Origin of the sequence: Croceicoccus esteveae (assembly GCF_031846435.1) — a bacterium.
Taxonomy (GTDB): Bacteria; Pseudomonadota; Alphaproteobacteria; order Sphingomonadales; family Sphingomonadaceae; genus Croceicoccus; species Croceicoccus esteveae.
The window spans coordinates 491,029-516,830 of record NZ_JAVRHS010000001.1 but is presented as its reverse complement, the minus strand read 5'-3'; the positions used below and the strand labels follow the sequence as shown (position 1 = coordinate 516,830).

The window sequence follows — 25,802 nt, the reverse complement described above, 5'->3', positions numbered from 1 at the left end:
TTGTCGGCGTCCTAGGCGAAGCACCACGTGATCGCAAGGGTGCGTCCCCTGACAATCATCGATCCTGTGCGCTTCATCGGATCACCGTGCAGGCGCGCGCTATAGCGGTTCTGCAAAAAGGTGCAAGCCGGACCGGCGCCTGCACGCAAACGGGTTCACTGCGCTATTGCCCGGTCGCTCACGAATGGATTGGTCTGTCGTTCCGCGCCGAACGTGCTGACCGGGCCGTGTCCCGGAACAAAAGTTACGTCATTGCCAAGCGGCCACAATTTTTGCGTTATGGAGTCGAGCAGATCCTGGTGATTGCCCATCGGAAAGTCGGTTCGTCCGATGGATCCATTGAACAGAACATCGCCTACGATGGCAAAGCGGGATGGCGCGTGATGAAAGACCACGTGACCAGGCGTGTGGCCGGGGCAGTGGATCACGTCGAGCACTGCATCGCCTAGCGTGACCTTGTCTCCATCGGCAAGCCAGCGATCGGGTTCGAAACACACTCCGTTGATGCCATAGGCACGGCCATCTTCCTCAAGCCGGGAGATCCAGAAACGATCCGCTTCGTGCGGACCTTCAATGGGCAAGCTTAGTTCCCTGGCAAGGACACCCGCTTCTCCGCAATGATCAATATGCCCGTGCGTCACCAGGATCTTTTCCAGCGTGACACCGGCTTTGGCGACCGCTTCCTTCAATCGGTCGAGATCACCGCCCGGATCGACAAGCGCCCCTTTCATAGTGCGCGTGCACCAGACCAGCGAGCAGTTCTGCTGCAATGGCGTCACAGGCAGGATGGCAGCGCGCAGGGTCGGTGGAGCCGGGCTGCGGCTGATATCGGGATGCTGATCGTTCATGACCGCCTCGTCTGGTGGTAAAATGCGCTCATTGCAAGCAACAGCCGATGATTGCAGCCAGCCCGGATTCCTGAAGCGTCAGAGCCGCCCCCCTTTCCAGACGACCCGACCAAGCACCTCCACCTCGCCGAGCGGCACATCCGCATGCGAGGGATAGGCATGATTGTCAGAGATGATCGACACCAAACCGGGCGCGGTAAAATGCAGCCGCTTGACCAGAAGCGTGTCGTCCCGCCGCACGACATGAATCCCGTCACGCAACCGCGTCAGCGCGCAATTGACGATGATCTCGTCGCCATCGTGCAGCGTCGCTTCCATTGAATCGCCCTCTACGGTTATTGCCGACAAGGCTTTATGGGCAAGACCCTGCTCCCGAAGCCAGCCAGAGGAAAAGCGCAGATGCCCCACCGGCACCTCGTCTGCTGCAACCGCGCCCGATCCGGCGGAGGCACCGAGCGCAAGCCGCGGAATATCAATCCAGTCGGCCCGGCTACGCTGCGCCAAAGCATCACGGGCAAAGGATTTTTCCTGCGCATCCACCCCGCCGCTGAGGACTGCTTCGTCAACACCAAAAAATTCAGCCAGCAATTTCCGGTCGTTCTCCTCCAGCTTGCGTGGACTGCCCTTGCGGACAAACTGCTGCATATAGCTCGGGTTACGCCCGATGAGGCGGGATAGCGCTGACAGGCTGGTCCCACTTTCATCAGCCAATGCAAGCAGCCGTTTACGAACTGGATCATCGATCATGAAACCGATCTACACGAAAGATTTTTCCTAGACAAGTAGGATTTTATGCCAGAACAAAGGATAAATCCTATGCCGAATCATCGTATTCGGCACCGGCAACAGGGAGGTTACAATGCTGATAAGGGATATCGAAAAGTTTCTGCGGCGCACCGGCATGCCCGATACCAAATTCGGCCGGCTTGCGGTGCGTGACCCGCGCCTCGTGCTTGATCTCAGAAAAGGCCGTGAACCGCGCCGTCGCATGGTGATCAGGGTAGAACATTTCATGAACAACTATAATGTGAAATCCGTGGAGAGCAGCCATGTCCTGTGAAACATCGATCCTTTACGAAGCGCCTCTTTCCTCGTCATTATCAAGACGTCCGCCTCGTCGTCGTGCGCGCTGCAATGCAGATCGACTGGCAGACGCGGTTCTGGCGCTGTCGGGGCATGCAGCTGCGCTGGTGATCCATACGCAGATGCCATGGGCAAGCATCACTTTTTCCGGAGCCCGGCACACCATGAAGCTCGTCTTTTCCGGTCAAGGTGCAGTCCGCGCCGGCGAAGCGTTCATTGCCGCGCTGCCCGATCATGAATTCGGCATTCTAGGGCAGCTTGTTGCCGATGCTGCTGTAAAGGCAGTGGAAAGCCGGTGGCTGCCCGAACCCTGGATGAACGTTGATATCGAGTTGCTGATGCTCGAGGATCACTGACCGCAACGGACACCGGGAATGATTTGCAGCGCTTGCATGCGCCGGTCCGCCTGACTCATTACCACTGCTTAGTGGGGCACCCATTCCCACTCCAGCGGATCGCCGTCCATTACCTCGACGCCATTTTGCGCAAGCTCATCGCGGATGGCGTCGGAGGTTGCGAAATCCTTTGCTTCGCGCGATTGCCGGCGCTGCTGCAGCGCTTCTTCGACCTCTCGCGTGGTCAGCTGCGCTGCTGCGGGGCGGATACGCAATTCCTCCCTGCTGGGCAGAGAAAGGCCCAGCGCCGACATCAATGCGCTTACCAGGATCGCCTGCTCATCGGCCGGAACCTTGCGTGCGGCCAGTGCCTCATCAAGAATGGTGAGCGCAACAGGGGTGTTGAGATCGTCTGCCAGAGCCGCGTCGAACCTGTCGAGCAGCGCGACCAGACGCACATCGGCAAGCCGTTGCGCCACATCTGCCTGCTGCGCAACCTCGGGCACGCAAGGCACCAGTTTGCGAGCGGCAATCAGCATGCGTTTCAATCGGGTCAGTGCTGCGGCCAGCCCTTCCCAGGAAAATTCCAGTTCGCTCCTGTAATGCGCCTGCAGATACATCAGGCGCAGGGCCAGCGGGTGATAGCCTTTTGCGACCAGCAGCGGCAGGCGCAGGAACGTACCCGACGACTTGCTCATCTTGCCCGTGCGGTCGACCAGAAAATTGTTGTGCATCCAGATACGGGCACCTGAATGATCCGCATCATCGAGCGATCCGCAACCACGAAAGGCCTGGTTCTGCGCGATCTCGTTAGGGTGATGAATTTCGCGGTGGTCGATCCCGCCGGTGTGAATGTCGAACGGAAAGCCGAGCAATTCGCCGCTCATCACGCTGCATTCAAGATGCCAGCCAGGAGCGCCGCGCCCCCACGGCGAGTCCCATTCCATCTGCCGCACTTCACCCGGCGGCGTCTTGCGCCAGATGGCGAAATCGGCTGGCTGGCGTTTGCCCGCCACCGCGTCGATGCGCCCCTCGCCTGCGTCTGTTGCCTGCCGCGCCAGTCGCCCGTAATCACTGACGGACGCAGTGTCGAAATAGAGCCCGCTGTCGAGTTCATAGCAGTGCGCATCCGCGATGGATTGGGCAAACGCAATCATCTGCGGGACGTATTCTGTCGCGATGGTCCACCGGGACGGCGCGCGGATGTTGAGCGCTGCCACATCGTCCTGAAAAGCTTGTGTGTAATGGCGCGCAAGATCCCAGATCGACTGCGACCGTGAGCGTGCCGCCTCTTCCAGCTTGTCCTGACCCGCATCGGCGTCATCAGTCAGATGCCCCACATCAGTAATGTTGATGATATGGCGCAGGGTATAGCCTTTCCAGATCAGCGTCCGGCCAAGGACATCGGCGAATACATACGCACGCAAATTGCCGATGTGTGCGTAATTGTAGACCGTCGGACCACAGGTGTAGACCCGCGCCTCACCTGCATGAACAGGCACGAACGGTTCCCGCTTTCGGGTGAGCGAATTGAACAGGTGCAAGGAAGATTTCATCGAAATGCGAGGCGCCCCAAGAGATGCAATAAGGTTTTCGACACGTTGTTCAACGGCTTCTCACCATGAAAGAATATTACCAATCCAGCGGTATGGCCAATTTTGAACCTTGACCGCGAAATTGCGCAACAACTGCGGTTCGAAAAGTCCAATCAGTTGGTCTGGAACTACGTTTATTGGGTCGGATCGATTCGAATTAGCAATGCGCTTCGCCAAGTCCTTCAACATATCTTTTGTTCATCAGAATTCGATTTTGGAGCCGCAAGGCTGGCACTGTCAATCTGGCGAGCACGATTACAATAACCAACGTTGCATAAACGTAACGATCGTCGGGTCGGGGCCGCTGCAAGTTGCTGTTGTCAAGATGCGCCGTGTCAATGCAAGCAGCGCCGATCCTTCTGAAGCTTGTTCGGGCACATAGGGAACGGGGGAACACTTCCGTGATATCGTCCATCGCTCCTTTTACCCGAGGCGGTATTCTTTCGCCATCAGCCTTACGTGGGCATCGCCAGACGCTTGTGACACAACGGTTTCGTTAATCATCCGTCGCCTTCGAACAGGCCAGCCAATTGTTCGATCATGGTGCCGCCAAGCTGTTCGGCATCCATGATTGTGACTGCACGCCGGTAATAGCGTGTGACATCGTGGCCGATACCGATGGCGACAAGCTGCACGGGAGATTTGTTCTCGATCCAGTCGATCACCTTGCGTAAATGCATTTCAAGATAGCCGCCGCTGTTCACAGACAAAGTGGAATCGTCCACCGGCGCACCGTCTGAAATGACCATCAGGATGCGGCGGTCCTCGTGCCGCATCAGCAGCCGCGAGTGTGCCCACAGCAACGCCTCGCCGTCGATGTTTTCCTTCAGCAGACCCTCGCGCATCATCAGGCCGAGATTGCGACGCGCACGGCGCCACGGCTCGTCCGCCTGCTTGTAGACGACATGGCGCAGGTCGTTGAGCCGCCCCGGCGTCGCCGGCTTCCCATTGGAGAGCCATTGTTCGCGCGATTGTCCGCCTTTCCAGGCGCGGGTGGTAAAGCCGAGGATCTCGGTCTTGACCCCACACCGCTCAAGGGTCCGCGCCAGCACATCAGCACTGATCGCTGCAATGGAGATGGGACGCCCGCGCATCGAGCCTGAATTGTCGATCAGCAGCGTTACCACGGTATCCTTGAACGCGACGTCGCGCTCCACCTTGTAGGACAGGGCGTGACCCGGCATGGTGACGACCCGCGCCAGCCGGGCAGCGTCCAGCATGCCCTCTTCCTGGTCGAAATCCCAGCTCCGGTTCTGTTGCGCCATCAACCGGCGCTGCAAGCGGTTGGCCAGCCGGGTCACTACGCCCTGCAATCCCTTGAGCTGCGCATCGAGATAGGCGCGCAGGCGGTTCAGTTCCTCTTCATCGCAAAGATCATGCGCGGCGACCACCTCGTCGAAATCGGTGGTGTATGCCTTGTAGTCGAAATCGTCAGGAAGTTCGGACCACGGCCGGTTAGGGCGCACGGGCAGCATGCCATCTTCACTGCCTTCGCTGTCATCGGCTTCTGCGTCCGCCTCCCCGTCGCCGTCATCATCGCCATCGCCCTCGCCATTATCGCCATCCTCGCCTTCGCCCGGCTGGTCCTCGGCACGCATATCGTCCTGCTCGGGTTCGGCGGTATCCTGATCCTGCTCCTCGCTGTCTTCCCCTTCGGGTTCGTCGCCGCCTTCGTCCGTCTCGTCCGGTTCAGGTTCACGCGCAATCAGTTCAAGGTGTTCGAGCAGGGTGAGCGCCTGTTGCTGGAATTCTGCCTGATCGGCCATGGTATCGGCAAGCCTGTCGAGATCGTCACCGATTGCCGCAACGATCTGTTCGCGCCGCAACTCGACACCCTCACTCGCAGCAGGCGGCGTCCGCTCGCCTGTCAGACGCTCACGCAGCAGCAGCGCAAGGGCAGTGGCGATCGGCACATCCTGCGCATTTTCTGCCCGCACGATAGGATCCGTCATCAGCCGCCTGTCGAGCGCGGCGGCCAGGTTTTTCCGCATGCCGGACATGGCGTTGCCGCCCAGCGCTTCCCAGCGGACCTGCTCCACCGCATCGTATGCGGCGGCTGCGACAGGTTCGGCCGGTCGGCTGCGCCGGTGACGTTGCGGGTCATGGAAGCGCTGCTTGAGCGCAAAACCGTCGGCAACACCGCGCGCTGCTGCGACCGGGCCTCTCTCAAGGTTACGTCCCGGCATGGGCACGCGCACAGTGGTGCCAGCTTCGGACGGCTCATCCGAAGTCCAGGCGACATCAAGCTCCGGCTCTTGTGCAACGGCACGCGCCGTTGCAGTCAATGCCGCACGAAAGCGGTCGAGCGGGGTCTGATCGGCCATTGGTATCGGCCTACAGGATCGACTGGCCGGACGCTGCCCAATCGGCGGTAAACCCTTCCAGGCCGCGTTCGGTCAGCACGTGATTGGCAAGCGAACGGATGACCTTGGGCGGCATGGTGGCGACATCGGCGCCGATACGGGCCGCTTCAAGGACATGGATCGGGTGACGGATCGACGCAGCAAGGATCTCGGTTTCAAAAGCGTAATTGTCATAGATGAGGCGAATGTCGCGCAACAAGTCCATGCCATCGAACCCGTTGTCGTCGTGCCGCCCGACAAAGGGGGACACGAAAGTCGCACCCGCTTTTGCCGCGAGCAATGCCTGCGCCCCTGAGAAGCACAATGTGACATTGACCATGGTGCCATCGTCGGTCAGCTTGCGGCAGGTTTTCAGCCCGTCAATCGTCAGCGGCACCTTGATGCAGACGTTATCGGCAATCCGCCGCAGGATTTCCGCCTCCTGCATCATCGTGTCATGATCGGCAGCGACCACTTCTGCGCTGACCGGACCATCCACAAGAGCGCAGATCTCCCTTGTCGCCTCAAGAAAATTGCGGCCCGATCGTGCGATCAGCGTCGGGTTGGTCGTCACCCCGTCAAGAAGCCCGGTTTGCGCAAGGTCGGCGATGTCGGCGATGTCGGCGGTATCGGCAAAGAATTTCATGGCTGCTGGCCTCTTGAGGAAAATGGGTGAGCGAGTGTCGATCAGTGCGAACGGGCGGGTCCTGAAAGCCTATATGCAGGCAGGCCGCCAAGTGCCAGCCCCCCTGCCTGCACTCTGCTAACGTTCAGCCAGACAAAATCAGCTGGCCCCAAATATTTCCTGCAGCAGCCGGTCTCCGGTGGCAGCAGGATTTGCGCGGATCATGGCCTCTTGTCGGCCGATCTCTGCCCAGATTGTCTCCTCGATGCGGCCCGCAAGCAAGGCAGTGACATTCTGCAGATTGATGCCCGCAAGCTGCGACAGCGCCGGGCCGATCACGGGATCCTCGATGATGCGCAACCCTTGCGATACCTGCGGCACCATGATGTCAAGCAGCCGACGCCCCATCGCCGCACGCAGTGCCGCAGTGGCAGAAGATGGTGCTCCATTTACCAGATCACGCGCGTTGTCGATCCCGATCAGCCGCACTGCGTCAGCGATCTGCGGTGCGGCGGTTTGCGCTGCGTCCGCTGCAACCGTGTTCAAGGTCTGGTCCAGCCTCTGCCGGACCTGTGGCGCGCGAAGGATGGTTGCCAAGGCTGCACTTCTTTGCGGACCAAGCAATTCCCCAAGATCTTCCCGCCCAAGGCCTGCATCCAGAAAGCCGTCAGGCGCCAGCAACCGGGCAAAGGCATCTTGCGAGGAACGCGTGAGCAGCCGTTGGATCGCGTCAGCGAGGCTGGCCTGCCGATAGGCTGCACAGCCAGGCAGGGTGAGCGCCAGTGCCCCCGTTACGGCAACGCCAGCAGACCGGGCAATGAAGCCGCGGCGTGTTTCCAAAGCAAGTGGGGGCATCAGCGCACTCCTGTTTTGATCTTGTGTTTCGCAATTTTCCGATCCCGGTCCATATAGCAGGCATCCCATGAACCGTGTTCGCCTTCTTGTCCTTAATGCCGCATTGGGTCCGCTCGATTACAGCGTGCCCGAAGGAATGGCGCTTGACCATGGCAGCGTGGTTATCGCGCCGCTCGGTCCGCGGCAAGTGACAGGGGTGGTCTGGGAAGCCGACCGCCTGCCCGGCGGCGAGGTCGCCGACCAGCGCCTGCGCCCGCTGGTCGCGGTCTTGCCCGTGCCGCCAATCGCTGCCGCGCTGCGCCGGCTCATCGAATGGACCGCCGATTATTACTGCGCACCGCTTGCCAGCGTAGCACGCATGAGCCTGTCGTCAGGCGCTGCCCTCAAGGGCGGAGGAACGATCACCGAGTACAGGCTTTCAGGAACAGTGCCGGCAAGGCTCACTGCGCAACGCAGCGCCGCGCTTGCTGCACTGGCAGGCAGACAGGGCACCATGCGCGAACTTGCCGCAATTGCCGGCGTGTCAGAAGGAGTGCTGCGCGGACTGATCCATTGTTCTGCAATGGAGCCGGTGCAAGTGTCGATCGACCGCCCGTATGCCCCTGCCAACGCCGAATACGCTGCGCCGCAGCTTAACGACACGCAACGCCAAGTCGCTGACGAGCTGATCAATGCGGTGCAGCAAGCCACTTTTGCGCCTTTCCTGCTCGATGGCGTGACAGGCTCGGGCAAGACCGAAACCTATTTCGAAGCCATTGCCGAGGCCATGCGCCGCGACCGGCAGGTCATGGTCCTGCTGCCCGAAATCGCGCTGACGGAAAACTTCCTCAAGCGCTTCGAAAGCCGCTTTGGCGCGCCGCCTGTCGTGTGGCATTCAAGCCAGAAGCAGTCCCAGCGCCGCCGCGCCTGGCGGCAGGTGGCAAGCGGCGGCGCGCAGGTGGTGGTGGGCGCACGATCCGCGCTGTTTCTGCCATTTGCCGACCTGGGTCTCATCATTGTCGATGAAGCGCACGAGATCAGCTTCAAGCAGGACGATGGCGTGCGGTACAATGCCCGGGATGTGGCAGTGATGCGCGCCCGGTTCGAACAGGTGCCCGTAATCCTGGCCAGTGCGACCCCCGCGCTGGAAAGCCTGCAGATGGCCGAGGCCGGTGTTTACCGCAAGCTTGACCTGCCCGGCCGTTACGGCAGCGCTACCCTGCCGGATATCGCCATCGTCGACCTGCGCGAACAGGTGCCGCCGCGCGGACGCTGGATCGCGCCGCCGCTGGTGACAGGCATGGCCGCGCGGCTGGAACGCGGCGAGCAATCGCTGCTCTTTCTCAACCGGCGCGGCTATGCCCCGCTGACGCTGTGCCGGACCTGCGGATATCGCTTTGAATGTCCGAATTGCTCGGCCTGGCTGGTGGAGCATCGATTGTCGCGCCGGCTGGCCTGCCATCATTGCGGGCACGAGGTTCCCAACCCTGATCGCTGCCCCGAGTGCGGCGAGGCCGATTGCCTGACCGCGTGCGGGCCGGGCGTGGAGCGGATCGCAGACGAGGTCGCAGAGCTGTTCCCGCAGGCGCGGGTTGCGATCGCCACTTCCGACACGCTGTCCAGCCCTGAACGGATCGGCGCCTTCGTCGAGGCAGCAGAGCAAGGCGCAATCAACGTGATTGTCGGCACGCAACTGGTGACAAAGGGTTATCATTTCCCCGAGCTCACCCTGGTGGGTGTGATCGATGCCGATCTTGGCCTTGAAGGCGGCGATCTGCGGGCAGCGGAACGATCCTATCAACAGATTGCGCAGGTTGCCGGCCGCGCCGGGCGTGCGGCCAAGCGCGGCGAGGTGCTGATCCAGACCCGCCACCCCGATGCTGCTGTCATCAGCGCGCTTGCCTCGGGGGATCGCGACGCATTCTATGCTGCCGAAACGGAAGCGCGGCGTCATGCAGGCGCACCGCCATTCGGCCGCTGGGCCGCGATCATCGTGTCCAGTGAAACGGAACAGGAGGCGCGCGATGCCGCCCGCGCAATCGGCGGGGCCGCGCCGCGTCTTGACGATCTGGCGGTCTATGGCCCTGCCCCGGCCCCTCTGTCGCTGCTGCGCGGACGCTATCGTTACCGGCTGCTGATCAATGCACGACGCAGTGCAGCCTTGCAGGAAACGCTCAGAAACTGGTTGTCAGACATGAACTTTCCAGCCGGTGTGCGCGTTGGCATCGATATCGATCCGTACAGCTTCGTGTGAGCCTTGCGGCTTGCAGGGGCATCTGTTCAAAGAAGGTTCCTTGCCGACCATGACTGTTCTTGTTCCGATCCTCGGTGATCAGCTTTCGCCCGACCTTGCCAGCCTGCGCGGCTGCACGAAAGAAGGCACCGTGCTGTTGCTGATGGAGGTGCGGGAGGAGACGACCTACGTCAGGCATCACAAGCAGAAGATCGTGCTGATCCTGTCGGCGATGCGCCATTTTGCCGAAGCGATGCGGGCCGATGGCTGGACTGTCGATTACATCGAGCTGCTCGACCCTGACAACACCGGCAGTTTTTCAGGAGAGATCACACGCGCCGCCGCACGCCACAACGCCAAAGCCATTCGCATTGTGGAGCCGGGCGAATGGCGCGTGCTGCAGGATCTCAACACCCTCAAATCCAGCCTGTCGTGCCGGTTCGACATTCTGCCCGATGATCGCTTCCTGTGCTCCATTCCGCAGTTCATCGGCTGGGCGCAGGGGCGGCGCGAAATCCGCATGGAATATTTCTATCGCGACATGCGCCGCCAAACCGGGCTGCTGATGGACGGCGACGATGAACCGGCTGGCGGGCAATGGAATTACGATGCGCAGAACCGCGCGTCACCCGATGACAGCATGGACCCGCCGCCCACGCCCAAGTTCAGACCTGACGCGGTGACACAGGCCGTGATCGCGCTGGTCGAACAGGAGTTCGGCGACCATTTCGGCACTCTTGACAGCTTCAGCTGGCCGGTCACCGCGTCGCAGGCCCAAACTGCCGTCGATGCCTTCATCGAACAGCGTCTGCCCTGCTTTGGCAAATATCAGGATGCGATGGTGCATGGCGAGGATGATCTGTTCCATTCGCTGCTGTCCACCTCGCTCAACCTCGGGCTGCTCGATCCTCTCGCCGTGTGCCGCAAGGCAGAGGCGGCGTGGCGCGCCGGCAAGGCACCGCTCAACGCGGCCGAGGGTTTTATCCGCCAGATCATCGGCTGGCGGGAGTTCATCCGCGGCATGTACTGGTTTGAAATGCCGGAATTGCGCGCTGCGAACGCGCTTGATGCAACGCGCCCGCTGCCCGAGTTCTACTGGACGGGCGAAACCGACATGCGGTGCCTCGCCGATTGCGTGCGTTCGACTCGCGACAATGCGCATGCCCATCATATCCAGCGGCTGATGGTCCTGGGCAATTTTGCGCTGATTGCAGGCGTGCTGCCGCAGGATCTCGAGGACTGGTTCCTGGTCGTTTATGCCGACGCCTACGAATGGGTGGAGCTGCCTAATGTCGGTGCGATGGCCCTGTGGGCGGACAAGGGCCGGCTGGCATCCAAACCCTATGCCGCCGGTGGCAATTACATCAACAGGATGTCCGATTATTGCAGCGATTGCCGCTATGTCGTGTCGCGCAAGACGGGCGAAGGCGCGTGCCCGTTCAATTCGCTGTACTGGCACTTCATGGTGCGCAACCGTCGCCTGCTGGAAAACAACAGCCGGGTTGCACGGGTCTTTTCAACCTGGGATCGGATGGCCGAGAAGAAGCGCGCCGATTACCTCGCCACGGCAGAGGCTTTTCTTGCCTCGCTGGAGCCGGCCCGGCCCGGCTGGGCACGTGACGAACCTGACGGGCAAACTGGCTTACCTGCTGTCGGAATCGAGCCTTAGCCCAGAACCACGCCTTCGCGGCGGAGCAGTTCGTGCTTCAGCGCCGCGCCATGGGCATAACCACCAATTGTGCCATCTGCCCGGATCACCCGATGGCAGGGGATCAGCACAGCAATCGGGTTCGCACCATTGGCGCTGCCTACCGCACGTGTGGCGCCCGGCCGACCGATCGCGGTTGCGATCTGCTGATAGGATCGGGTCTGCCCGCGCGGGATCAGACGCAGCTGCGCCCACACGCTTTGCTGGAACGCAGTACCGCGCAGGTCGAACGGCAGGTGGTGCACGGCCGTCTTCCTCTCGCCATGCCCGGTCTCGTTGTCTGGTGCAGGCGTCGTCCTGCCGGCGAACGTCATGGCCGCAAGGATGGGTTCGGCCAATCGATCGAGCATTCCTCCGCCCTCCACCAGCCGCGCCCTTGCAAAGCGTGCAGCAAGTGCATCGCGCGATGTGTCGAATGACAAGAGGCATAGCCCTGCGCCTGTCGCCGCGATCAGCAGCGGGCCCAGTTCTGTCGATTGCAAGGTCCAGTGGATCACCTCGCGCCTGTCTCGAGCCGTAGGAGCAGAACCGCTGGAATCTTTCCGGTCCATTGCGATTGGCTCCATCATCTGGCGCTCCCATCAACTTGGCCCATCAACTTGGCCCATCCTCTGCGCCGCACCGGCCATGAAGGAGCAAATCGGACCAATTGTTAGGTCTGCGCCTTTCTTCCCCTGCCATCAAGCGCGGTTTGCAGCTAGAGGGTCTTCGTCTCATGCCCCCATCATCTACAGGAGCAGCCTTGTTCGCCCTTCATCTTCGTGTCCCTGGTCCCTGGCTGCATTATGCAATCCTGCTTGTCATGCTGGCAGGTGCAGGTCTTCTGGCCAGTGCAGGGCTCGCGCGGGCGGACAGCACCGACATCAATGCCGCGGCTCGCAGCGTGGTGCGGGTCGTGATCGTACAACGCGATGCAAGTGGCTATGACGTGATCGGCCATGGCACCGGTTTTGCCGTCACGCCAAAGCTGATCGTCACCAATGCCCATGTGCTTGCACCGCTGCTTCAGGACCCGGGCCTGCGGCTTGGCATTGTACCTGCACAAGGCCGGACCGGCTATTTTGCCCGCGTCGTGAAGGTCGCCTCCAGGATCGACCTGGCTCTTGTCGAACTGACCGAGGATGCCACCTTGCCACCTGCCACCTTGTATGCGCGGCCGGTGGACGACGGGTCCGACGTGTTTGCAGTCGGCTATCCCGCCAATGTCGACCAGGCGTTGGGACTTGGTCTTGACGGGCTGACCTCGCCGCAGGCCCCGGTAAAGACGCGCGGCCAGGTTTCGGGCGGACGCAGTTCCACCTTGTATGACACCATCTTGCATACCGCGCCCATTGGCGTCGGCAATTCCGGCGGGCCATTGCTCGACCCCTGCGGCCGCGTGGTCGGGGTCAACAGCTTTGGCACCATCAGCGAAAACAACAGCGATTCGGAATTCTACTTCGCGGTGTCCGGCCGCGAGCTGGTCCCGTTCCTGCGCGCAGCAGGAGTGGATGTCGCGATCTCGGCGCAGCCCTGCCGCTCCCTGGCCGAGTTCGCGCTCGGGCAGGATGCGCTTGACCTGCGCACAGAGGCTGCCGCGCAGGCCCGGCTTGCCAACCGAGCGGCGCAGCAGCAGGCCGAAGCGGAGCGGGCGCGCCGGACAGCCGAACTGCAAGCCATCGACAATCGGGAACAGATGATGGCACTTGCCGGCATATTGCTGGTCGCGATGCTGCTGTCGGCGGGTGGCGCGGCAATGCTGTTCGAGCGGGAGCGGCGCGAACTGGCGCTTGCTGCCGCAGTGTTCGCAGCGGTGTGCCTTGGCGGCGCGATCGTCGCCTGGACCCAGCGGCCTTCCATCGCCGAGGTCGAAGCACGTGGCGCAGCGGCCGAACAGGCAGCGCGCAAGGCGCCGCGCGACCCGCCGCTTTTGCAGACCAGCACACAGAAAATGCTGGAAGGCGGCAGTTTTGTGTGCCGCCTGCTGCCTGACCGCAGCCGGGTGACGGTATCCCAAACTCCCGACGTGGCGTTGCGGTGGGATGCAGACGGCTGCGCAAACGGGCAGACGCAGTTTGGCGATGCGGGCGGGCAATGGTCCCGGCTGAAGCTGGAGGAGAGGGAGCAGGCGATCGTCATCGACAGCTACGACCCACAAGCCCGGACGTTCATCACCGACCGCTATTTCGTCGATCTGCCGACCCTGGAAGCCATCCGGGTCGAGCGGGCCCGCTTCGAAGCTCCGGCATGTGGCGCAGGCGAGCTGGCCGCTCGCGAGCTTGGCCAACAGCAGGAAGCGATCCGCGCCCTGCTCCCCGTCCTTCCCAATGAGCGGCTGGTCCATACCTGCGAGCCTGAGCCGGGTCTGATCGGCAATGATGCTCCTGCTACAGCAGCAGGCGGCTTTCCACCCGCTGGTTGAAATCAGCGGGCACGATTGCCAAAAGCAGTGCTGGACGGTTGCTAAAAGAAGCTGGCCTTGCTAGGCGCGCCCTCGTGAATGGACGCCGCCTGCACCCCTGTGGGTGGCGCGTGCGTTCGCTGCACAAGAAGGCACATCTTCCGGTCAAGAGGAACGACAGGCGCGTGGATATTTCCGGCGGCATCAAGGCTAGCCTAGCAGGGCGCTATGCATCGGCGCTGTTCGACCTTGCGGTGGAGCACAATCAGGTGACGGCAGTGGAGCGCGACTGCGACGCCTTGCGCGATGCGCTGGCTTCGTCGGCAGACTTCCGCTCCCTGATTCGCGATCCGGAGATTTCCCGTGGTCAGGCAGGCAGTGCGATCGGCGGCATTGCCGATTTGCTTGGCCTCGCGCCGCTGACTCGCAATTTCCTCGGCGTGCTGGCGCAGAACCGCCGGTTGGCCGCTCTGCCCGACATGATCCGCGCTTTCCATGCCATCGCGGCGGCGCAGCGCGGCGAAGTCACCGCCGATGTGACCAGCGCGTATCCGCTGGACGATGGTCAGATTGCCACTCTGACGCAGAAACTGACTGCGCGTGAAGGGCGCGATGTCAAGGTTCGCACGCATGTCGATGCACATATTCTCGGCGGCCTGGTAGTGAAGATCGGCAGCCGCCAGATCGACAGCTCCATCCGCACTCGACTGAATTCCCTCGCCCAGGCGATGAAGGGCTGAGCCAAGCTTTTAAGGAAGGCTGATAATGGATATCCGCGCCGCAGAAATTTCCAAGGTCATCAAGGACCAGATCGCCAGCTTCGGCACCGAAGCGCAGGTCAGCGAAGTGGGCAGCGTGCTGTCGGTCGGTGACGGCATCGCCCGTATCCACGGTCTCGACAAGGTTCAGGCCGGCGAGATGGTGGAGTTTGCCGACGGTGTGCAGGGCATGGCCCTCAATCTGGAAGCGGACAATGTTGGCGTCGTGATCTTCGGCTCGGACGCCGCGATCAAGGAAGGCGATCAGGTCAAGCGGACCGGCACCATCGTCGATGTGCCCGTCGGCAAGGGTCTGCTTGGCCGTGTCGTCGACGCGCTTGGCAATCCGATCGACGGCAAGGGCCCGATCGTGGCAAGCGAGCGTCGCCGGGTCGAATCCAAGGCACCGGGCATCATCCCGCGCAAATCCGTGCACGAACCAGTGCAAACGGGATTGAAGGCGATCGACGCGCTGGTGCCGATCGGCCGGGGTCAACGCGAACTGATCATCGGCGACCGTCAGACCGGCAAATCCGCCGTCGCGATCGACACCTTCATCAACCAGAAGGGTCCGAACGCCGGCGATGATGAGACGAAGAAGCTTTATTGCATCTATGTCGCCGTCGGCCAGAAGCGTTCGACCGTGGCGCAGATCGTGCGCAGCCTCGAAGAAAATGGCGCGATGGAATACTCCATCGTGGTCGCCGCCACCGCGTCGGAACCTGCCCCGTTGCAGTTCCTCGCGCCCTACACCGGCTGCGCGATGGGCGAATTCTTCCGCGACAATGGCATGCATGCGGTGATCGTTTATGACGATCTGTCCAAGCAGGCAGTCGCCTATCGCCAGATGTCGCTGCTGCTGCGTCGTCCGCCGGGCCGCGAAGCGTATCCGGGCGACGTGTTCTACCTGCACTCCCGCCTGCTGGAACGCGCGGCCAAGATGAACGACGAGATGGGCGCAGGTTCGCTGACCGCGCTCCCTATCATCGAGACGCAGGCCGGCGACGTGTCCGCCTATATTCCGACCAACGTGATCTCCATCACCGATGGCCAGATCTTTCTGGAAACAGGCTTGTTCTACCAAGGCGTGCGTCCGGCCATCAACGTCGGCCTGTCGGTGTCCCGCGTCGGGTCCGCCGCCCAGACGAAGGCGATGAAGAAAGTGTCGGGCTCGATCAAGCTGGAGCTGGCGCAATATCGCGAAATGGCCGCCTTTGCGCAGTTCGGCTCGGATCTCGATGCGTCGACGCAGCGGCTGCTGAACCGTGGTGCGCGTTTGACCGAATTGCTGAAGCAGCCGCAGTTCTCGCCTCTGCCGTTCGAGGAACAGACCTTGTCGATCTTTGCTGGCACGAACGGCTATCTCGACGCGGTGCCGGTGGACCGGGTGACCGAATATGAAGCGGCAATGCTGGCCTTCATGCGTTCGCAGCACGCCGCAACGCTGGACCTGATCCGCAGCACCAAGGACTTCGGTGACGAAGCCAAGCAGCAGACCATTGCGGCTCTCGATAGCTTCGCCAAGCAGTTCGCGTGAGCTTGACCTATCGTGCGAACATTGCGGTAAAGCCGACGCCTATGAAGGCGGCGTGCAGCGCCATTCCCGGTATCATCATCTGCAAGGAGTGGCAGGACCACGCTGCGCCCGATTTCCACGACGCGCAGGGTTATACCAGAGACGTGTTCGCACCATATGAGGGCTGGCTCGTCAAGGCACCTGAACCGACCGAAACAAGGCCGATGAAAGCGTAAGAAATGGCATCGCTCAAGGAACTGAAAGGCCGGATCAACTCGGTCAAATCGACCCAGAAGATCACCAAGGCCAAGCAGATGGTCGCGGCAGCGAAGTTGCGCAAGGCACAGGCCGCGGCTGAAGCTGCACGCCCTTATGCCGAACGGCTGGGGGCGGTCATGGCCAGCCTGTCCGCGCGCGTGGGCAGTAGCGAAAACGCGCCACGGCTGCTGACCGGTACCGGCTCGAGCAGCCGGCATCTGCTGGTGGTGGCAAATTCCGACAAGGGTCTTGCCGGTGCGTTCAACTCCAACATCGTGCGCGCTGCTCTTGCCAAGGCCAAGGCTCTTCTTGCAGAGGGCAAGGAAGTTGAGTTCTATCTCGTAGGACGCAAGGGGCGGGCACCGATCAAGCGGGCCCATCCCGACCGTGTCGGTATTCAGTTCGACACCACTGACGTGCGCGAACCCGGCTACGGCGAGGCAGAGAAGATCGCAGACGAGCTGATCGGAATGTACAATGATGGGCAATTCGACATCGCACATCTGTTCTACTCGCGCTTTCAGTCGGCGTTGACGCAGGTTCCCACCAGGCAGCAGATCATCCCTGTTCCCGCGCCGGATACGTCTGCCGCCAGCCAGAGCGGCGCCGGTGCGGTTGTCGATTATGAACCCGGCGAGGAAGAAATCCTCGCGCAGCTGCTGCCCCGCTATCTCAAGACACAGATTTTCGGGGCGCTGCTGGAAAACAATGCCTCCGAGCAAGGTGCTTCCATGACTGCGATGGACAACGCCACGCGCAATGCAGGCGATCTGATCGATCGGCTGACCATTCAGTACAACCGCAGCCGGCAGGCCGCGATCACCACCGAACTCATCGAAATCATCGCCGGCGCCGAAGCGCTTTAAGGCAAGATCAGCAAGGCAAGGACACATCATGGCCACTGCACCCGTGTTTGACAGCACCAGCAATATTCCCGCTCAGGGCAAGATCAGCCAGATCATCGGCGCCGTTGTCGATGTCACCTTCGAAGGCGAACTGCCTGCGATCCTGACTGCGCTTGAAACCACCAATGGCGGCAACACGCTCGTCCTCGAAGTCGCGCAGCACCTTGGCGAAAACACCGTGCGCACCATCGCGATGGATGGCACCGACGGACTGACGCGTGGGCAGCAGGTGCGCAACACCGGCTCGCAGATCCAGGTGCCGGTCGGTCCCAAGACTCTCGGCCGCATCATGAATGTCGTCGGTGCGCCGATTGACGAAATGGGCCCGGTAGGCGCGGCAAAGACAGCCCCGATCCACGCCAAGGCGCCGGAATTTATCGAGCAATCCACTGAGAACGCCATTCTGGTGACCGGTATCAAGGTGATCGACCTGCTTGCTCCTTATGCAAAGGGCGGCAAGATCGGCCTGTTTGGCGGCGCAGGTGTCGGCAAGACGGTGCTGATCCAGGAACTGATCAACAACATCGCGAAAGGTCACGGCGGCGTGTCGGTGTTCGCCGGCGTGGGTGAGCGCACGCGCGAAGGCAACGACCTCTACCATGAGTTCCTCGACGCCGGTGTCATTGCCAAGGACGAGAACGGCAACGCCACGTCCGAAGGATCGAAGGTTGCGCTGGTGTTCGGCCAGATGAACGAACCGCCGGGCGCTCGATCACGCGTCGCACTGTCCGGCCTCACCATGGCAGAATATTTTCGTGACGAGGAAGGACAGGACGTCCTGTTCTTCGTCGACAACATCTTCCGCTTCACGCAGGCAGGCTCTGAAGTGTCTGCGCTCCTTGGTCGTATTCCATCAGCAGTGGGCTATCAGCCGACGTTGTCGACCGATATGGGCGCGCTGCAGGAACGCATCACCTCCACGACAAAGGGGTCGATCACCTCGGTACAGGCGATTTACGTGCCCGCGGACGATCTTACCGATCCTGCTCCTGCCACATCCTTTGCTCACCTTGACGCGACAACGACGCTCAACCGCGCAATTTCGGAACTGGGAATCTATCCTGCGGTCGATCCGCTCGACTCCACCAGCCGCGTGCTGGAACCGCGCGTGGTCGGACAGGAGCATTACGAGACGGCACGACGCGTTCAGGAAACCTTGCAGAAGTACAAGTCGCTGCAGGATATCATCGCCATTCTGGGCATGGATGAACTGTCCGAAGAGGACAAGCTGACTGTCCAGCGTGCGCGCAAGATCCAGAAGTTCCTGTCACAGCCCTTCCACGTTGCCGAAGTGTTTACCGGAATTCCGGGCAAGTTCGTCGCTGTGGAGGATACGATCCGCTCCTTCAAGGCAGTGGTTGAAGGTGAGTACGATCACCTACCCGAAGCAGCGTTCTACATGGTGGGCGGTATCGACGAGGCGGTTGCCAAGGCCAAGATGCTGGCCGAGGAAGCCTGACGCGATGGCGCTGCACTTTGAACTTGTCACCCCTGCCCGGCTGATCCGGTCGCAAGAGGTACATATGGTGGTGGTACCCGGAACCGAAGGCGAATTCGGCGTGCTGGGCGGCCATGCGCCGTTCATGGCGACGATCCGCGACGGCGATGTGCGCGTGTTTGCATCGCCCGGTGCCACCCCTGAAGTCATCAGCGTCGAAGGCGGTTTTGCCGAGGTCGCCGATGGCCGCCTGACAGTGCTTGCCGAACATGCGACGGGCTGAACCGAACGGCTAACTGAAAGAAATACCATCCCACTTAAATCTGAAGGCCGCCGAACACGCAGTTCGGTGGCCTTTTTCAATCTGCAAAAGATCCGGAGTGCGAGGCCCAGCTCGGTAACTTCTGATTTACCAACAGCTGCTACAGATTGTCTGTCCGGCCAGATCGGACAGGTGCAGGCTGGATCAAAGGTGCAAGAGGAATGAAGGGTTCAGGTCGCGCGGAACTGTTTGAGGGCTCGCCTCGCCAGCGCCGCAGTTTTGGCATAGCCCGACCGATGACAAGCAGCGCTGAGTTGCGCGGCCACCCTGCACCGCAGGAACAGAATAGCGCACGCGACACCTCGCCGGATCACCATGACGCGCTTGGCCAGGATCGGCTTACCGCCATGCAGCGGCTTGCCGAACGTGCCGGAGCAGCCAACGACCAACCTGCACCAGATGATGGGTTTGCGGCCAGTCTCCACAAGATCAAGGAACAGGTGCTGCCGCGCTTGCTGGAGCGTGTCGATCCCGAAGCGGCTGCGGCGTTATCCAAGGATGAACTTTCGGACGAGTTCAGACCGATCATCATGGAAGTGCTGTCAGAACTGAAAATCACGCTCAACCGTCGTGAACAGTTCGCGCTGGAAAAAATCCTCATAGATGAACTGCTTGGTTTTGGTCCTCTAGAAGAACTGCTGTCCGACCCTGACGTTTCGGACATCATGGTGAACGGGCCGCAGCAGACCTACATCGAGCGAAAAGGGCAACTGCAACTATCCCAGATCCGTTTTCGCGACGAGAGCCATCTGTTTCAGATTGCCCAGCGCATCGTCAATCAGGTCGGCCGCCGTGTGGATCAGACGACACCGCTTGCCGATGCCCGTCTGAAAGACGGCAGTCGGGTGAATGTCATTGTTCCGCCGCTCAGCCTGCGTGGAACGGCAATTTCCATTCGCAAATTCTCCGAAAAACCGATCACGATCGACATGCTGCGGCAATTCGGATCCATGAGCGAGAAGATGGCTACAACGCTGAAGATCGCTGGCGCTTGTCGGATGAATATCGTTATTTCAGGGGGCACCGGATCGGGCAAGACCACTATGCTCAACGCCCTGTCGAAGATGATCGATCCGGGTGAGCGTGTCCTGACGATCGAGGATGCGGCCGAGTTGCGACTGCAGCAACCGCACTGGTTGCCGCTGGAAACGCGGCCGGCCAATCTAGAGGGGCAGGGTGCCATTACCATTGGCGACCTTGTAAAGAACGCATTGCGGATGCGTCCAGATCGCATCATCCTTGGTGAAATTCGTGGCGCAGAATGCTTTGACCTGCTTGCAGCGATGAACACCGGGCATGACGGGTCGATGTGTACCCTGCACGCCAACAGCCCGCGCGAATGTCTTGGCCGAATGGAAAACATGATCCTGATGGGCGACATCAAGATCCCGAAGGAGGCAATTTCCCGCCAGATCGCGGAATCTGTTGATCTCATCGTTCAGGTAAAAAGGCTTCGGGACGGATCACGCCGGACGACGAGCATCACTGAGGTAATCGGCATGGAAGGCGAGGTCATCGTCACCCAGGAACTGTTCCGGTTCGATTATCTGGACGAAGGAGCGGACGGAAAGATCATGGGCGAATATCGCTCATCAGGCCTTCGCCCTTACACCCTTGAAAAAGCACGGCAATTTGGGTTCGACCAGGCTTATCTTCAGGCCTGCCTGTGAAGGTTCCTTGCTGGCGCTGCATTCCTTGCGCCTTCTTCGCCAGTCAGCAGCCTTGATCCAGATGCCGTGCCGGTTCCATACCGCGGCATGCTCTGCACGATCCTGCCTCTCAAAATCATCTCCTCACGCCAGCCCGGTAATGAAGATGGAAGGCAACGGCCAGTCTATGCCCTGATCCTGCGGTTGGGTGCAGGGATCATGTTGGCTACCATGCTGATGCTGGTCAAACTGCTGTCCGACCGCAACGTCGAGTTGCCCCAGATCCTCTTTTTCCGGCAAGCGGTTTCCATCGTCGTACTGACCGGCTTTCTGCTTGTTCGCCGTGAACTCCATCGCCTGGCGTCAAGGCGGGTGCGTTCGCACGCAGCGCGGGCGATTACCGGCACTATTGGTATGGCATTGAATTTTGGTGCGCCAATCCTGCTGCCACTGACGGTAGCAACCACGCTCGGTTTTGCTAGTCCGATATTTGCCGTCATTCTTTCTGCAATGTTCCTTCGCGAAGAGGTGGGTCGCTGGCGCTGGTCTGCAGTGGCGTTTGGTTTTGCAGGCGTGATCATCATTGCAGGACCGTCAGGCGCGGATATTCCGCTGCTTGGTGCTGCGGTGGGTCTGGGTGGAGCGCTCATGGTGGCGATCATCTCCGTACAGGTCCGCGACTTGGCAAGAACGGAAGACAGCATCGCCATCGTCATCTATTTTTCCGCGTTTTCGGCGCCGTTATTGCTTTTGATCGCGCTCTTCTTCCCGTGGCCGGGAAATACCGTCGATTACCTGCTGCTGTTGTTGATGGGCTGCTTTGGCACAGCCGGCCAGATATTGCTGACCGGATCCTTGCGCTTTGGCACGGTGTCGAGCGTCATTGTCATGGATTACGGCATGCTGATCTGGGCAACACTCTACGGCGTCGCCGTGTTTGGTACCCTGCCCCCAGCGACCCTTTGGGCTGGTGCGCCACTCGTGATCAGCGCAGGAGTTATCATCGTTTGGCGGGAACATCGGCTGGCACGGGTCCGCGGTGCGCCAGACGTCGTATGACGCGGGGAACGCGCTGCCCGTCCGTGCGTTTGGCACGCGTAGTATCAAAAAAAAGGACCTGCGTATGATCCGTCGTATCGTCATGGCCGCCGCCATCGGCAGCCTCGCCCTAACCGCCGCTGCATGCAACACCGTAAGCGGAGCCGGAGAAGATCTGCAGTCGGCATCTGACGCAGTAGAGGAAGAAATTTGATCCGCTGATCCGCTGATAGCATCCATCGCCTCCGCAGTTTCACATTGCGGGGGCGTTTTGCTATCTGCGATACACGAGCAGCAGATTATTGGCTGGCATTTCGACCCGCTCTGTCCGGCGAAAGCCATGTTGCTTGGCTGTTGCATCTACATGCGACAAGTCGCGCAAACCCCATCCTGGATCTCTTCCACGCAAGGCTTGATCGAAGCTGATGTTTGATGCTGCAGTGGTTACGTCCTGCTCAAGAAACGGCCCGTAGATGATCAGCGGTTGGCCAGCTTGCAGGCTGCGTTCAGCGCCGCAAAATAAGCCCGATGTGGCTGTCCATGCGCTGATATGAAGCATGTTGATGCACAAGATTGCCTCTGCCCACCCGACCTTCCAATCAGGCGCACTCGCGTCAAGCACCATCGGTGGATGCACATTGCCGATTGGATCGGCTTCGCGCCAGGCCGCAATCGAGGCAAGCGCGGCAGGATCACTGTCGGTTGGCTGCCATTCGAGATGGGGGAAGCAGGACGCAAAGTACCGGGCGTGTTCTCCGGTACCGCTGGCAATCTCGAGCACGGTGCCCCGTGCAGGCAGGAGCCGAAGCAGGCATTCGGCAATTGGCTCCCGATTGCGCATCGTTGCAGGCGCGTGCTGCCGTGCATCCTGCTCAACCATTCATGTCATTCCTCAAGCTGCGCCACGAGCATGCGAGAGCCAAAATGCTCCCAACAGGCCATCTCCGCTTTTTAACGTCCGCCGATTTCGGAAGGCACAGGCTCGCCTGATGGAGCGGGCTGCCCCTTCCACACCAGCACCGGTTTGCGCGCCGCCAGCGTCTCATCCATCCGCCGGCGGGGGGCATGATGTGGCGCGGATTTCAGCGTCTCATCGCCCTCCTTCGCCCGAGAGGCCACTGCGCGCAGGCTGCCAATGAGGCGATCGAGCCCGCTGCGGCTTTCCGTTTCGGTTGGCTCGACCAGCATCGCGCCGTGAACCACCAACGGGAAATACACTGTCATCGGGTGAAAACCCTCGTCGATGAGCCCCTTCGCAATATCGAGCGTGGTAAACCCTTTGGCCATTCCGGCATCGCTGAACAGCGCCTCGTGCATGCAGGGGCCGCTGTCGCCGAACGGCGCATCCAGCATGTCATCCAGACTGCGCAGCACATAATTTGCGTTCAATACGGCATCCTCGGCCACCTGCTTCAGCCCATCGGCGCCATGGCTGAGCATGTAGGCAAGAGCGCGGGTGAACATGCCCATCTGACCATGGAAGGCAACCATGCGACCAAAGCTGTCGGGAAGCAGTTCAGATGCGCCGCGCTCCTCCACCAGCCGCAATCTTCCCTCTTCGTCGCGGTGCACAAAAGGGATTGGTGCAAACGGCGCAAGAGCTTCTGACAGTACCACAGGTCCCGACCCCGGCCCGCCGCCGCCGTGTGGCGTAGAAAAGGTCTTGTGCAGATTGATGTGCATCGCATCGATACCAAGATCGCCGGGTCGCACCTTGCCGACGATGGCATTGAAATTGGCGCCATCGCAGTAGACCAACCCGCCGGCCGCGTGCACCGCGTCAGAAATCGCCTTCATGTCGCGTTCGAACAGCCCGCAGGTGTTTGGGTTGGTAATCATGACCCCGGCAACATCGGGACCAAGCCTTGCCTCGAGCGCGGCAAGATCGACACGCCCCTGCGCTGTTGCCGGGATGTTCTCGACAGCGTAGCCCGCAAAAGCGGCGGTGGCGGGATTGGTGCCATGTGCGCTTTCGGGAACCAGGATTACCGCGCGCCGGTCGCCTCTTGCCTCAAGAGCAGCGCGGATCGCGAGGATACCGCACAATTCGCCATGCGCGCCTGCCTTGGGGCTCATCGCAACAGCAGGCATCCCGGTCAGCTTCATCAGCCAGTCGGCAAGCTGTTCGATCACTGCCAGTGCGCCTTGCACGGTATCCATTGGCTGCAGCGGGTGAATGTCGGCAAAGCCGGGCAGCCGCGCCACTGCTTCATTGAGCCGCGGATTATGTTTCATGGTGCAGGACCCGAGCGGGAATGGCCCGAGGTCAATGGCGTAGTTCTGACGCGAGAGGCGCGTGTAATGCCGCACCGTCTCCGGTTCGGAGAGGCCGGGCAGATCAACCGGCTGCTTGCGGATGAAGGGCGCCAGAAATGCGGATGGCTCCGTTGCCTCCGCATCAAAATCAACCCCGCAATTGCCGTTGCTGGCAAGCTCGAAAATCAGCGGCTCTTCAAGCTGCAAGCCCAGATCACCGCTGCTGGTGATCTGCTTGTTTGCGTCGCCTTGCGGCATCTGCGGTTTCCAGCCTGCCCTGTTCGGCGCATTCATGCGAGTTCTCCTTCAAGGGCGGCTGCCAGCGTTTCGATGTCTTCCATGCTGACCGTTTCTGTAACTGCCACGATCAGCCCGCCTTCCAGTGCGGTCACGCCTGGAAACAGCCGACCCATCGTAACGCCGCCGAGCACACCCCTGTTGGCCAGACGCAAGGCTACTGCGCGGGCATCCTGCCCAAGGCGCAAGGTAAATTCATTGAAGAAAGCATCGTTGACCAAGGAGACCCCGGCGATCTGCGTCAGGCGTTCGGCAGCCTGCACTGCACGCGCGTGGTTGATCCTTGCCAATCGTTCAAGACCGACTCCACCCAGCAAGGTCATGTGGACAGAAAATGCCAGTGCACACAGCCCTGAATTGGTGCAGATGTTGCTGGTCGCCTTCTCTCGCCGGATATGCTGTTCACGCGTTGATAGCGTCAGCACGAAACCGCGCTTTCCATCGGCGTCCACCGTTTCTCCGCACAGGCGGCCCGGCATCTGCCGCACGTATTTTTCCCGCGCTGCAAACAGGCCCAGAAAAGGACCGCCGAACTGCAGCCCCACCCCAAGCGACTGTCCTTCGCCGACGACGATATCCGCGCCCAGTGCGGCAGGACTTTCAAGCATGCCGAGCGCCACCGGCTCAGTCACCACGACAACCAGCAGAGCGCCCTTGGCATGAGCGGCGTCAGCAATGCGCGCCAGATCGGGAATGCGGCCCAGAATGTCGGGGTACTGCACCACCGCACAGGCGGTTTCGTCGCTGATCGCAGCAATCACCCGGTCGTCGTCTGCGGCCGCTTCGAGCGAAGGCAGCGCGGTGGCGAGAACGTCGCCGGTATATTTCGCCATCGTGCTTGCAACCGAGACATAGTGCGGATGCAGCCCTGATGACAAAACTGCATGATTGCGTCGGGTGATGCGGCCTGCCATCGCGATCGCCTCCCAGCAGGCGGTGGAGCCATCATACATCGACGCATTGGCGATATCTGTGCCAAACAAGCGCGCAACCTGCGTCTGGAATTCGAACAGAACCTGGAGCGTGCCCTGGGCAATCTCCGGCTGGTAGGGTGTATAAGCAGTCAGAAACTCGCCGCGCTGAATGATATGATCCACGCTTGCCGGAATGTGGTGACGGTAAGCGCCTGCCCCCAGAAAGAAGGGCGCATCGGCGGCGGACAGGTTTCTGGCGGCCAGGGCCCGCAGATGCCGGCCAACCATCATCTCGCTGGCGTGGTGCGGCAGTCCCTCGATCGGGCCGGTCAGCCGCGCTGACGCAGGAACATCGGCAAAAAGTGCGTCGATATCGGGCACGCCGATACGTTCCAGCATGGCCGCACGATCATCGGGAGTGAGAGGCAGATACCGCATCAACAGATCTTTCTTGCCATGCGATCAACA

General features: G+C 61.0%; 24 protein-coding genes. 14 read left to right on the top strand and 10 right to left on the bottom strand.

Translation table 11 applies throughout. The features are described from left to right. Positions 1–155: 155 nt before the first annotated feature. Positions 156–848 (bottom strand): MBL fold metallo-hydrolase, encoded by a 693-nt coding sequence (locus RM533_RS02465; RefSeq protein WP_311339593.1) that lies wholly within the window; start codon positions 846–848, stop codon positions 156–158. Between the two features lie 78 nt (positions 849–926). Then, positions 927–1,595: a S24 family peptidase gene (locus RM533_RS02460; protein WP_311339592.1), complete on the bottom strand. Its 669-nt coding sequence runs from the start codon at positions 1,593–1,595 to the stop codon at positions 927–929. Between the two features lie 112 nt (positions 1,596–1,707). On the opposite strand from RM533_RS02460, the gene RM533_RS02455 reads away from it, so the two are divergent. Together RM533_RS02455 and RM533_RS02450 are read left to right on the top strand one after the other, a co-directional pair. Beyond that, positions 1,708–1,908 (top strand): hypothetical protein, encoded by a 201-nt coding sequence (locus RM533_RS02455; RefSeq protein ID WP_311339591.1) that lies wholly within the window; start codon positions 1,708–1,710, stop codon positions 1,906–1,908. After that, the gene (locus tag RM533_RS02450) at positions 1,898–2,287 is read left to right on the top strand and encodes a hypothetical protein (RefSeq protein WP_311339590.1); all 390 of its coding nucleotides are present in this window, start codon (positions 1,898–1,900) and stop codon (positions 2,285–2,287) included. The genes RM533_RS02455 and RM533_RS02450 overlap by 11 nt, the downstream gene beginning before the upstream one ends. Positions 2,288–2,355: 68 nt before the next feature. Here the strand turns inward: RM533_RS02450 and cysS are convergent, their stop codons facing one another. The 4 genes from cysS to RM533_RS02430 form a co-directional block, all read right to left on the bottom strand. Beyond that, positions 2,356–3,822, bottom strand: coding sequence for a cysteine--tRNA ligase (cysS, locus tag RM533_RS02445; RefSeq protein WP_311339589.1), 1,467 nt, complete (start codon positions 3,820–3,822; stop codon positions 2,356–2,358). Positions 3,823–4,361: 539 nt separating this feature from the next. Further along, the gene (gene cobT / locus RM533_RS02440) at positions 4,362–6,185 is read right to left on the bottom strand and encodes a cobaltochelatase subunit CobT (RefSeq protein WP_311339588.1); all 1,824 of its coding nucleotides are present in this window, start codon (positions 6,183–6,185) and stop codon (positions 4,362–4,364) included. Between the two features lie 10 nt (positions 6,186–6,195). Beyond that, complete coding sequence (fsa, locus tag RM533_RS02435) at positions 6,196–6,849, bottom strand: fructose-6-phosphate aldolase (protein WP_311339587.1); 654 nt, start codon at positions 6,847–6,849, stop codon at positions 6,196–6,198. 138 nt (positions 6,850–6,987) lie between these two features. Then, complete coding sequence (locus RM533_RS02430) at positions 6,988–7,683, bottom strand: DUF4197 family protein (RefSeq protein ID WP_311339586.1); 696 nt, start codon at positions 7,681–7,683, stop codon at positions 6,988–6,990. A 67-nt stretch (positions 7,684–7,750) separates the two neighbouring features. On the opposite strand from RM533_RS02430, the gene RM533_RS02425 reads away from it, so the two are divergent. Both RM533_RS02425 and RM533_RS02420 read left to right on the top strand, forming a co-directional pair. Next, the gene (locus RM533_RS02425; protein ID WP_311339585.1) at positions 7,751–9,916 is read left to right on the top strand and encodes a primosomal protein N'; all 2,166 of its coding nucleotides are present in this window, start codon (positions 7,751–7,753) and stop codon (positions 9,914–9,916) included. Positions 9,917–9,965: 49 nt separating this feature from the next. Beyond that, positions 9,966–11,564: a cryptochrome/photolyase family protein gene (locus RM533_RS02420; RefSeq protein ID WP_311339584.1), complete on the top strand. Its 1,599-nt coding sequence runs from the start codon at positions 9,966–9,968 to the stop codon at positions 11,562–11,564. On the opposite strand, the gene RM533_RS02415 is transcribed toward RM533_RS02420, so the two are convergent. Continuing rightward, positions 11,561–12,172 carry a methylated-DNA--[protein]-cysteine S-methyltransferase gene (locus RM533_RS02415; RefSeq protein WP_311339583.1) on the bottom strand — a complete coding sequence of 204 codons (612 nt, stop codon included), beginning with the start codon at positions 12,170–12,172 and terminating at the stop codon, positions 11,561–11,563. The two genes, RM533_RS02420 and RM533_RS02415, sit on opposite strands and share 4 nt — an antisense overlap. A 146-nt stretch (positions 12,173–12,318) precedes the next feature. Between RM533_RS02415 and RM533_RS02410 the strand changes: the two genes are divergently transcribed. The 10 genes from RM533_RS02410 (at position 12,319) to RM533_RS02365 (ending at position 22,081) form a co-directional block, all read left to right on the top strand. Continuing rightward, complete coding sequence (locus RM533_RS02410) at positions 12,319–14,004, top strand: S1 family peptidase (protein ID WP_311339582.1); 1,686 nt, start codon at positions 12,319–12,321, stop codon at positions 14,002–14,004. 164 nt (positions 14,005–14,168) lie between these two features. Then, complete coding sequence (locus RM533_RS02405) at positions 14,169–14,723, top strand: F0F1 ATP synthase subunit delta (RefSeq protein WP_311339702.1); 555 nt, start codon at positions 14,169–14,171, stop codon at positions 14,721–14,723. 25 nt (positions 14,724–14,748) lie between these two features. After that, positions 14,749–16,278 (top strand): F0F1 ATP synthase subunit alpha, encoded by a 1,530-nt coding sequence (gene atpA, locus RM533_RS02400; protein ID WP_311339581.1) that lies wholly within the window; start codon positions 14,749–14,751, stop codon positions 16,276–16,278. Next, positions 16,275–16,493: a hypothetical protein gene (locus tag RM533_RS02395; protein ID WP_311339580.1), complete on the top strand. Its 219-nt coding sequence runs from the start codon at positions 16,275–16,277 to the stop codon at positions 16,491–16,493. Before atpA ends, RM533_RS02395 begins: the two co-directional genes overlap by 4 nt. A 3-nt stretch (positions 16,494–16,496) precedes the next feature. Next, positions 16,497–17,381 (top strand): F0F1 ATP synthase subunit gamma, encoded by an 885-nt coding sequence (locus RM533_RS02390; RefSeq protein ID WP_311339579.1) that lies wholly within the window; start codon positions 16,497–16,499, stop codon positions 17,379–17,381. Between the two features lie 28 nt (positions 17,382–17,409). Further along, the gene (atpD, locus tag RM533_RS02385; RefSeq protein ID WP_311339578.1) at positions 17,410–18,879 is read left to right on the top strand and encodes a F0F1 ATP synthase subunit beta; all 1,470 of its coding nucleotides are present in this window, start codon (positions 17,410–17,412) and stop codon (positions 18,877–18,879) included. 4 nt (positions 18,880–18,883) lie between these two features. Further along, on the top strand, positions 18,884–19,141 hold the full coding sequence (locus tag RM533_RS02380; RefSeq protein WP_311339577.1) for an ATP synthase F1 subunit epsilon: 258 nt from the start codon (positions 18,884–18,886) through the stop codon (positions 19,139–19,141). A gap of 386 nt (positions 19,142–19,527) precedes the next feature. After that, a complete protein-coding gene (locus RM533_RS02375) occupies positions 19,528–20,850 on the top strand; it encodes a TadA family conjugal transfer-associated ATPase (protein ID WP_311339701.1) in 1,323 nt (440 codons plus the stop codon). An 87-nt stretch (positions 20,851–20,937) separates the two neighbouring features. After that, entirely contained in the window at positions 20,938–21,888 is a 951-nt protein-coding gene (locus RM533_RS02370) for a DMT family transporter (protein ID WP_311339576.1), read from the top strand. A 64-nt stretch (positions 21,889–21,952) separates the two neighbouring features. Further along, a complete protein-coding gene (locus RM533_RS02365) occupies positions 21,953–22,081 on the top strand; it encodes a hypothetical protein (RefSeq protein WP_311339575.1) in 129 nt (42 codons plus the stop codon). A 60-nt stretch (positions 22,082–22,141) separates the two neighbouring features. On the opposite strand, the gene RM533_RS02360 is transcribed toward RM533_RS02365, so the two are convergent. The 3 genes from RM533_RS02360 to gcvPA all read right to left on the bottom strand — a co-directional run bounded on the left by RM533_RS02360 (position 22,142) and on the right by gcvPA (position 25,772). Further along, positions 22,142–22,747 (bottom strand): DUF938 domain-containing protein, encoded by a 606-nt coding sequence (locus RM533_RS02360; RefSeq protein ID WP_311339574.1) that lies wholly within the window; start codon positions 22,745–22,747, stop codon positions 22,142–22,144. Between the two features lie 71 nt (positions 22,748–22,818). Next, positions 22,819–24,417 carry an aminomethyl-transferring glycine dehydrogenase subunit GcvPB gene (gene gcvPB / locus RM533_RS02355; RefSeq protein ID WP_311339573.1) on the bottom strand — a complete coding sequence of 533 codons (1,599 nt, stop codon included), beginning with the start codon at positions 24,415–24,417 and terminating at the stop codon, positions 22,819–22,821. Continuing rightward, on the bottom strand, positions 24,414–25,772 hold the full coding sequence (gene gcvPA, locus RM533_RS02350; RefSeq protein ID WP_311339572.1) for an aminomethyl-transferring glycine dehydrogenase subunit GcvPA: 1,359 nt from the start codon (positions 25,770–25,772) through the stop codon (positions 24,414–24,416). Before gcvPA ends, gcvPB begins: the two co-directional genes overlap by 4 nt. Positions 25,773–25,802 lie beyond the last annotated feature (30 nt).

What these genes read in the sequence shown, in the direction of transcription:
- RM533_RS02465 (WP_311339593.1), bottom strand. Translation starts at nt 848, where the DNA reads ATGAACGATCAGCATCCCGATATCAGCCGCAGCCCGGCTCCACCGACC.
- RM533_RS02460 (WP_311339592.1), bottom strand. Translation starts at nt 1,595, where the DNA reads ATGATCGATGATCCAGTTCGTAAACGGCTGCTTGCATTGGCTGATGAA.
- RM533_RS02455 (WP_311339591.1), top strand. Translation starts at nt 1,708, where the DNA reads ATGCTGATAAGGGATATCGAAAAGTTTCTGCGGCGCACCGGCATGCCC.
- RM533_RS02450 (WP_311339590.1), top strand. Translation starts at nt 1,898, where the DNA reads ATGTCCTGTGAAACATCGATCCTTTACGAAGCGCCTCTTTCCTCGTCA.
- cysS (WP_311339589.1), bottom strand. Translation starts at nt 3,822, where the DNA reads ATGAAATCTTCCTTGCACCTGTTCAATTCGCTCACCCGAAAGCGGGAA.
- cobT (WP_311339588.1), bottom strand. Translation starts at nt 6,185, where the DNA reads ATGGCCGATCAGACCCCGCTCGACCGCTTTCGTGCGGCATTGACTGCA.
- fsa (WP_311339587.1), bottom strand. Translation starts at nt 6,849, where the DNA reads ATGAAATTCTTTGCCGATACCGCCGACATCGCCGACATCGCCGACCTT.
- RM533_RS02430 (WP_311339586.1), bottom strand. Translation starts at nt 7,683, where the DNA reads ATGCCCCCACTTGCTTTGGAAACACGCCGCGGCTTCATTGCCCGGTCT.
- RM533_RS02425 (WP_311339585.1), top strand. Translation starts at nt 7,751, where the DNA reads ATGAACCGTGTTCGCCTTCTTGTCCTTAATGCCGCATTGGGTCCGCTC.
- RM533_RS02420 (WP_311339584.1), top strand. Translation starts at nt 9,966, where the DNA reads ATGACTGTTCTTGTTCCGATCCTCGGTGATCAGCTTTCGCCCGACCTT.
- RM533_RS02415 (WP_311339583.1), bottom strand. Translation starts at nt 12,172, where the DNA reads ATGATGGAGCCAATCGCAATGGACCGGAAAGATTCCAGCGGTTCTGCT.
- RM533_RS02410 (WP_311339582.1), top strand. Translation starts at nt 12,319, where the DNA reads ATGCCCCCATCATCTACAGGAGCAGCCTTGTTCGCCCTTCATCTTCGT.
- atpA (WP_311339581.1), top strand. Translation starts at nt 14,749, where the DNA reads ATGGATATCCGCGCCGCAGAAATTTCCAAGGTCATCAAGGACCAGATC.
- RM533_RS02390 (WP_311339579.1), top strand. Translation starts at nt 16,497, where the DNA reads ATGGCATCGCTCAAGGAACTGAAAGGCCGGATCAACTCGGTCAAATCG.
- atpD (WP_311339578.1), top strand. Translation starts at nt 17,410, where the DNA reads ATGGCCACTGCACCCGTGTTTGACAGCACCAGCAATATTCCCGCTCAG.
- RM533_RS02380 (WP_311339577.1), top strand. Translation starts at nt 18,884, where the DNA reads ATGGCGCTGCACTTTGAACTTGTCACCCCTGCCCGGCTGATCCGGTCG.
- RM533_RS02375 (WP_311339701.1), top strand. Translation starts at nt 19,528, where the DNA reads ATGCAGCGGCTTGCCGAACGTGCCGGAGCAGCCAACGACCAACCTGCA.
- RM533_RS02370 (WP_311339576.1), top strand. Translation starts at nt 20,938, where the DNA reads ATGCTCTGCACGATCCTGCCTCTCAAAATCATCTCCTCACGCCAGCCC.
- RM533_RS02365 (WP_311339575.1), top strand. Translation starts at nt 21,953, where the DNA reads ATGATCCGTCGTATCGTCATGGCCGCCGCCATCGGCAGCCTCGCCCTA.
- RM533_RS02360 (WP_311339574.1), bottom strand. Translation starts at nt 22,747, where the DNA reads ATGGTTGAGCAGGATGCACGGCAGCACGCGCCTGCAACGATGCGCAAT.
- gcvPB (WP_311339573.1), bottom strand. Translation starts at nt 24,417, where the DNA reads ATGAATGCGCCGAACAGGGCAGGCTGGAAACCGCAGATGCCGCAAGGC.
- gcvPA (WP_311339572.1), bottom strand. Translation starts at nt 25,772, where the DNA reads ATGCGGTATCTGCCTCTCACTCCCGATGATCGTGCGGCCATGCTGGAA.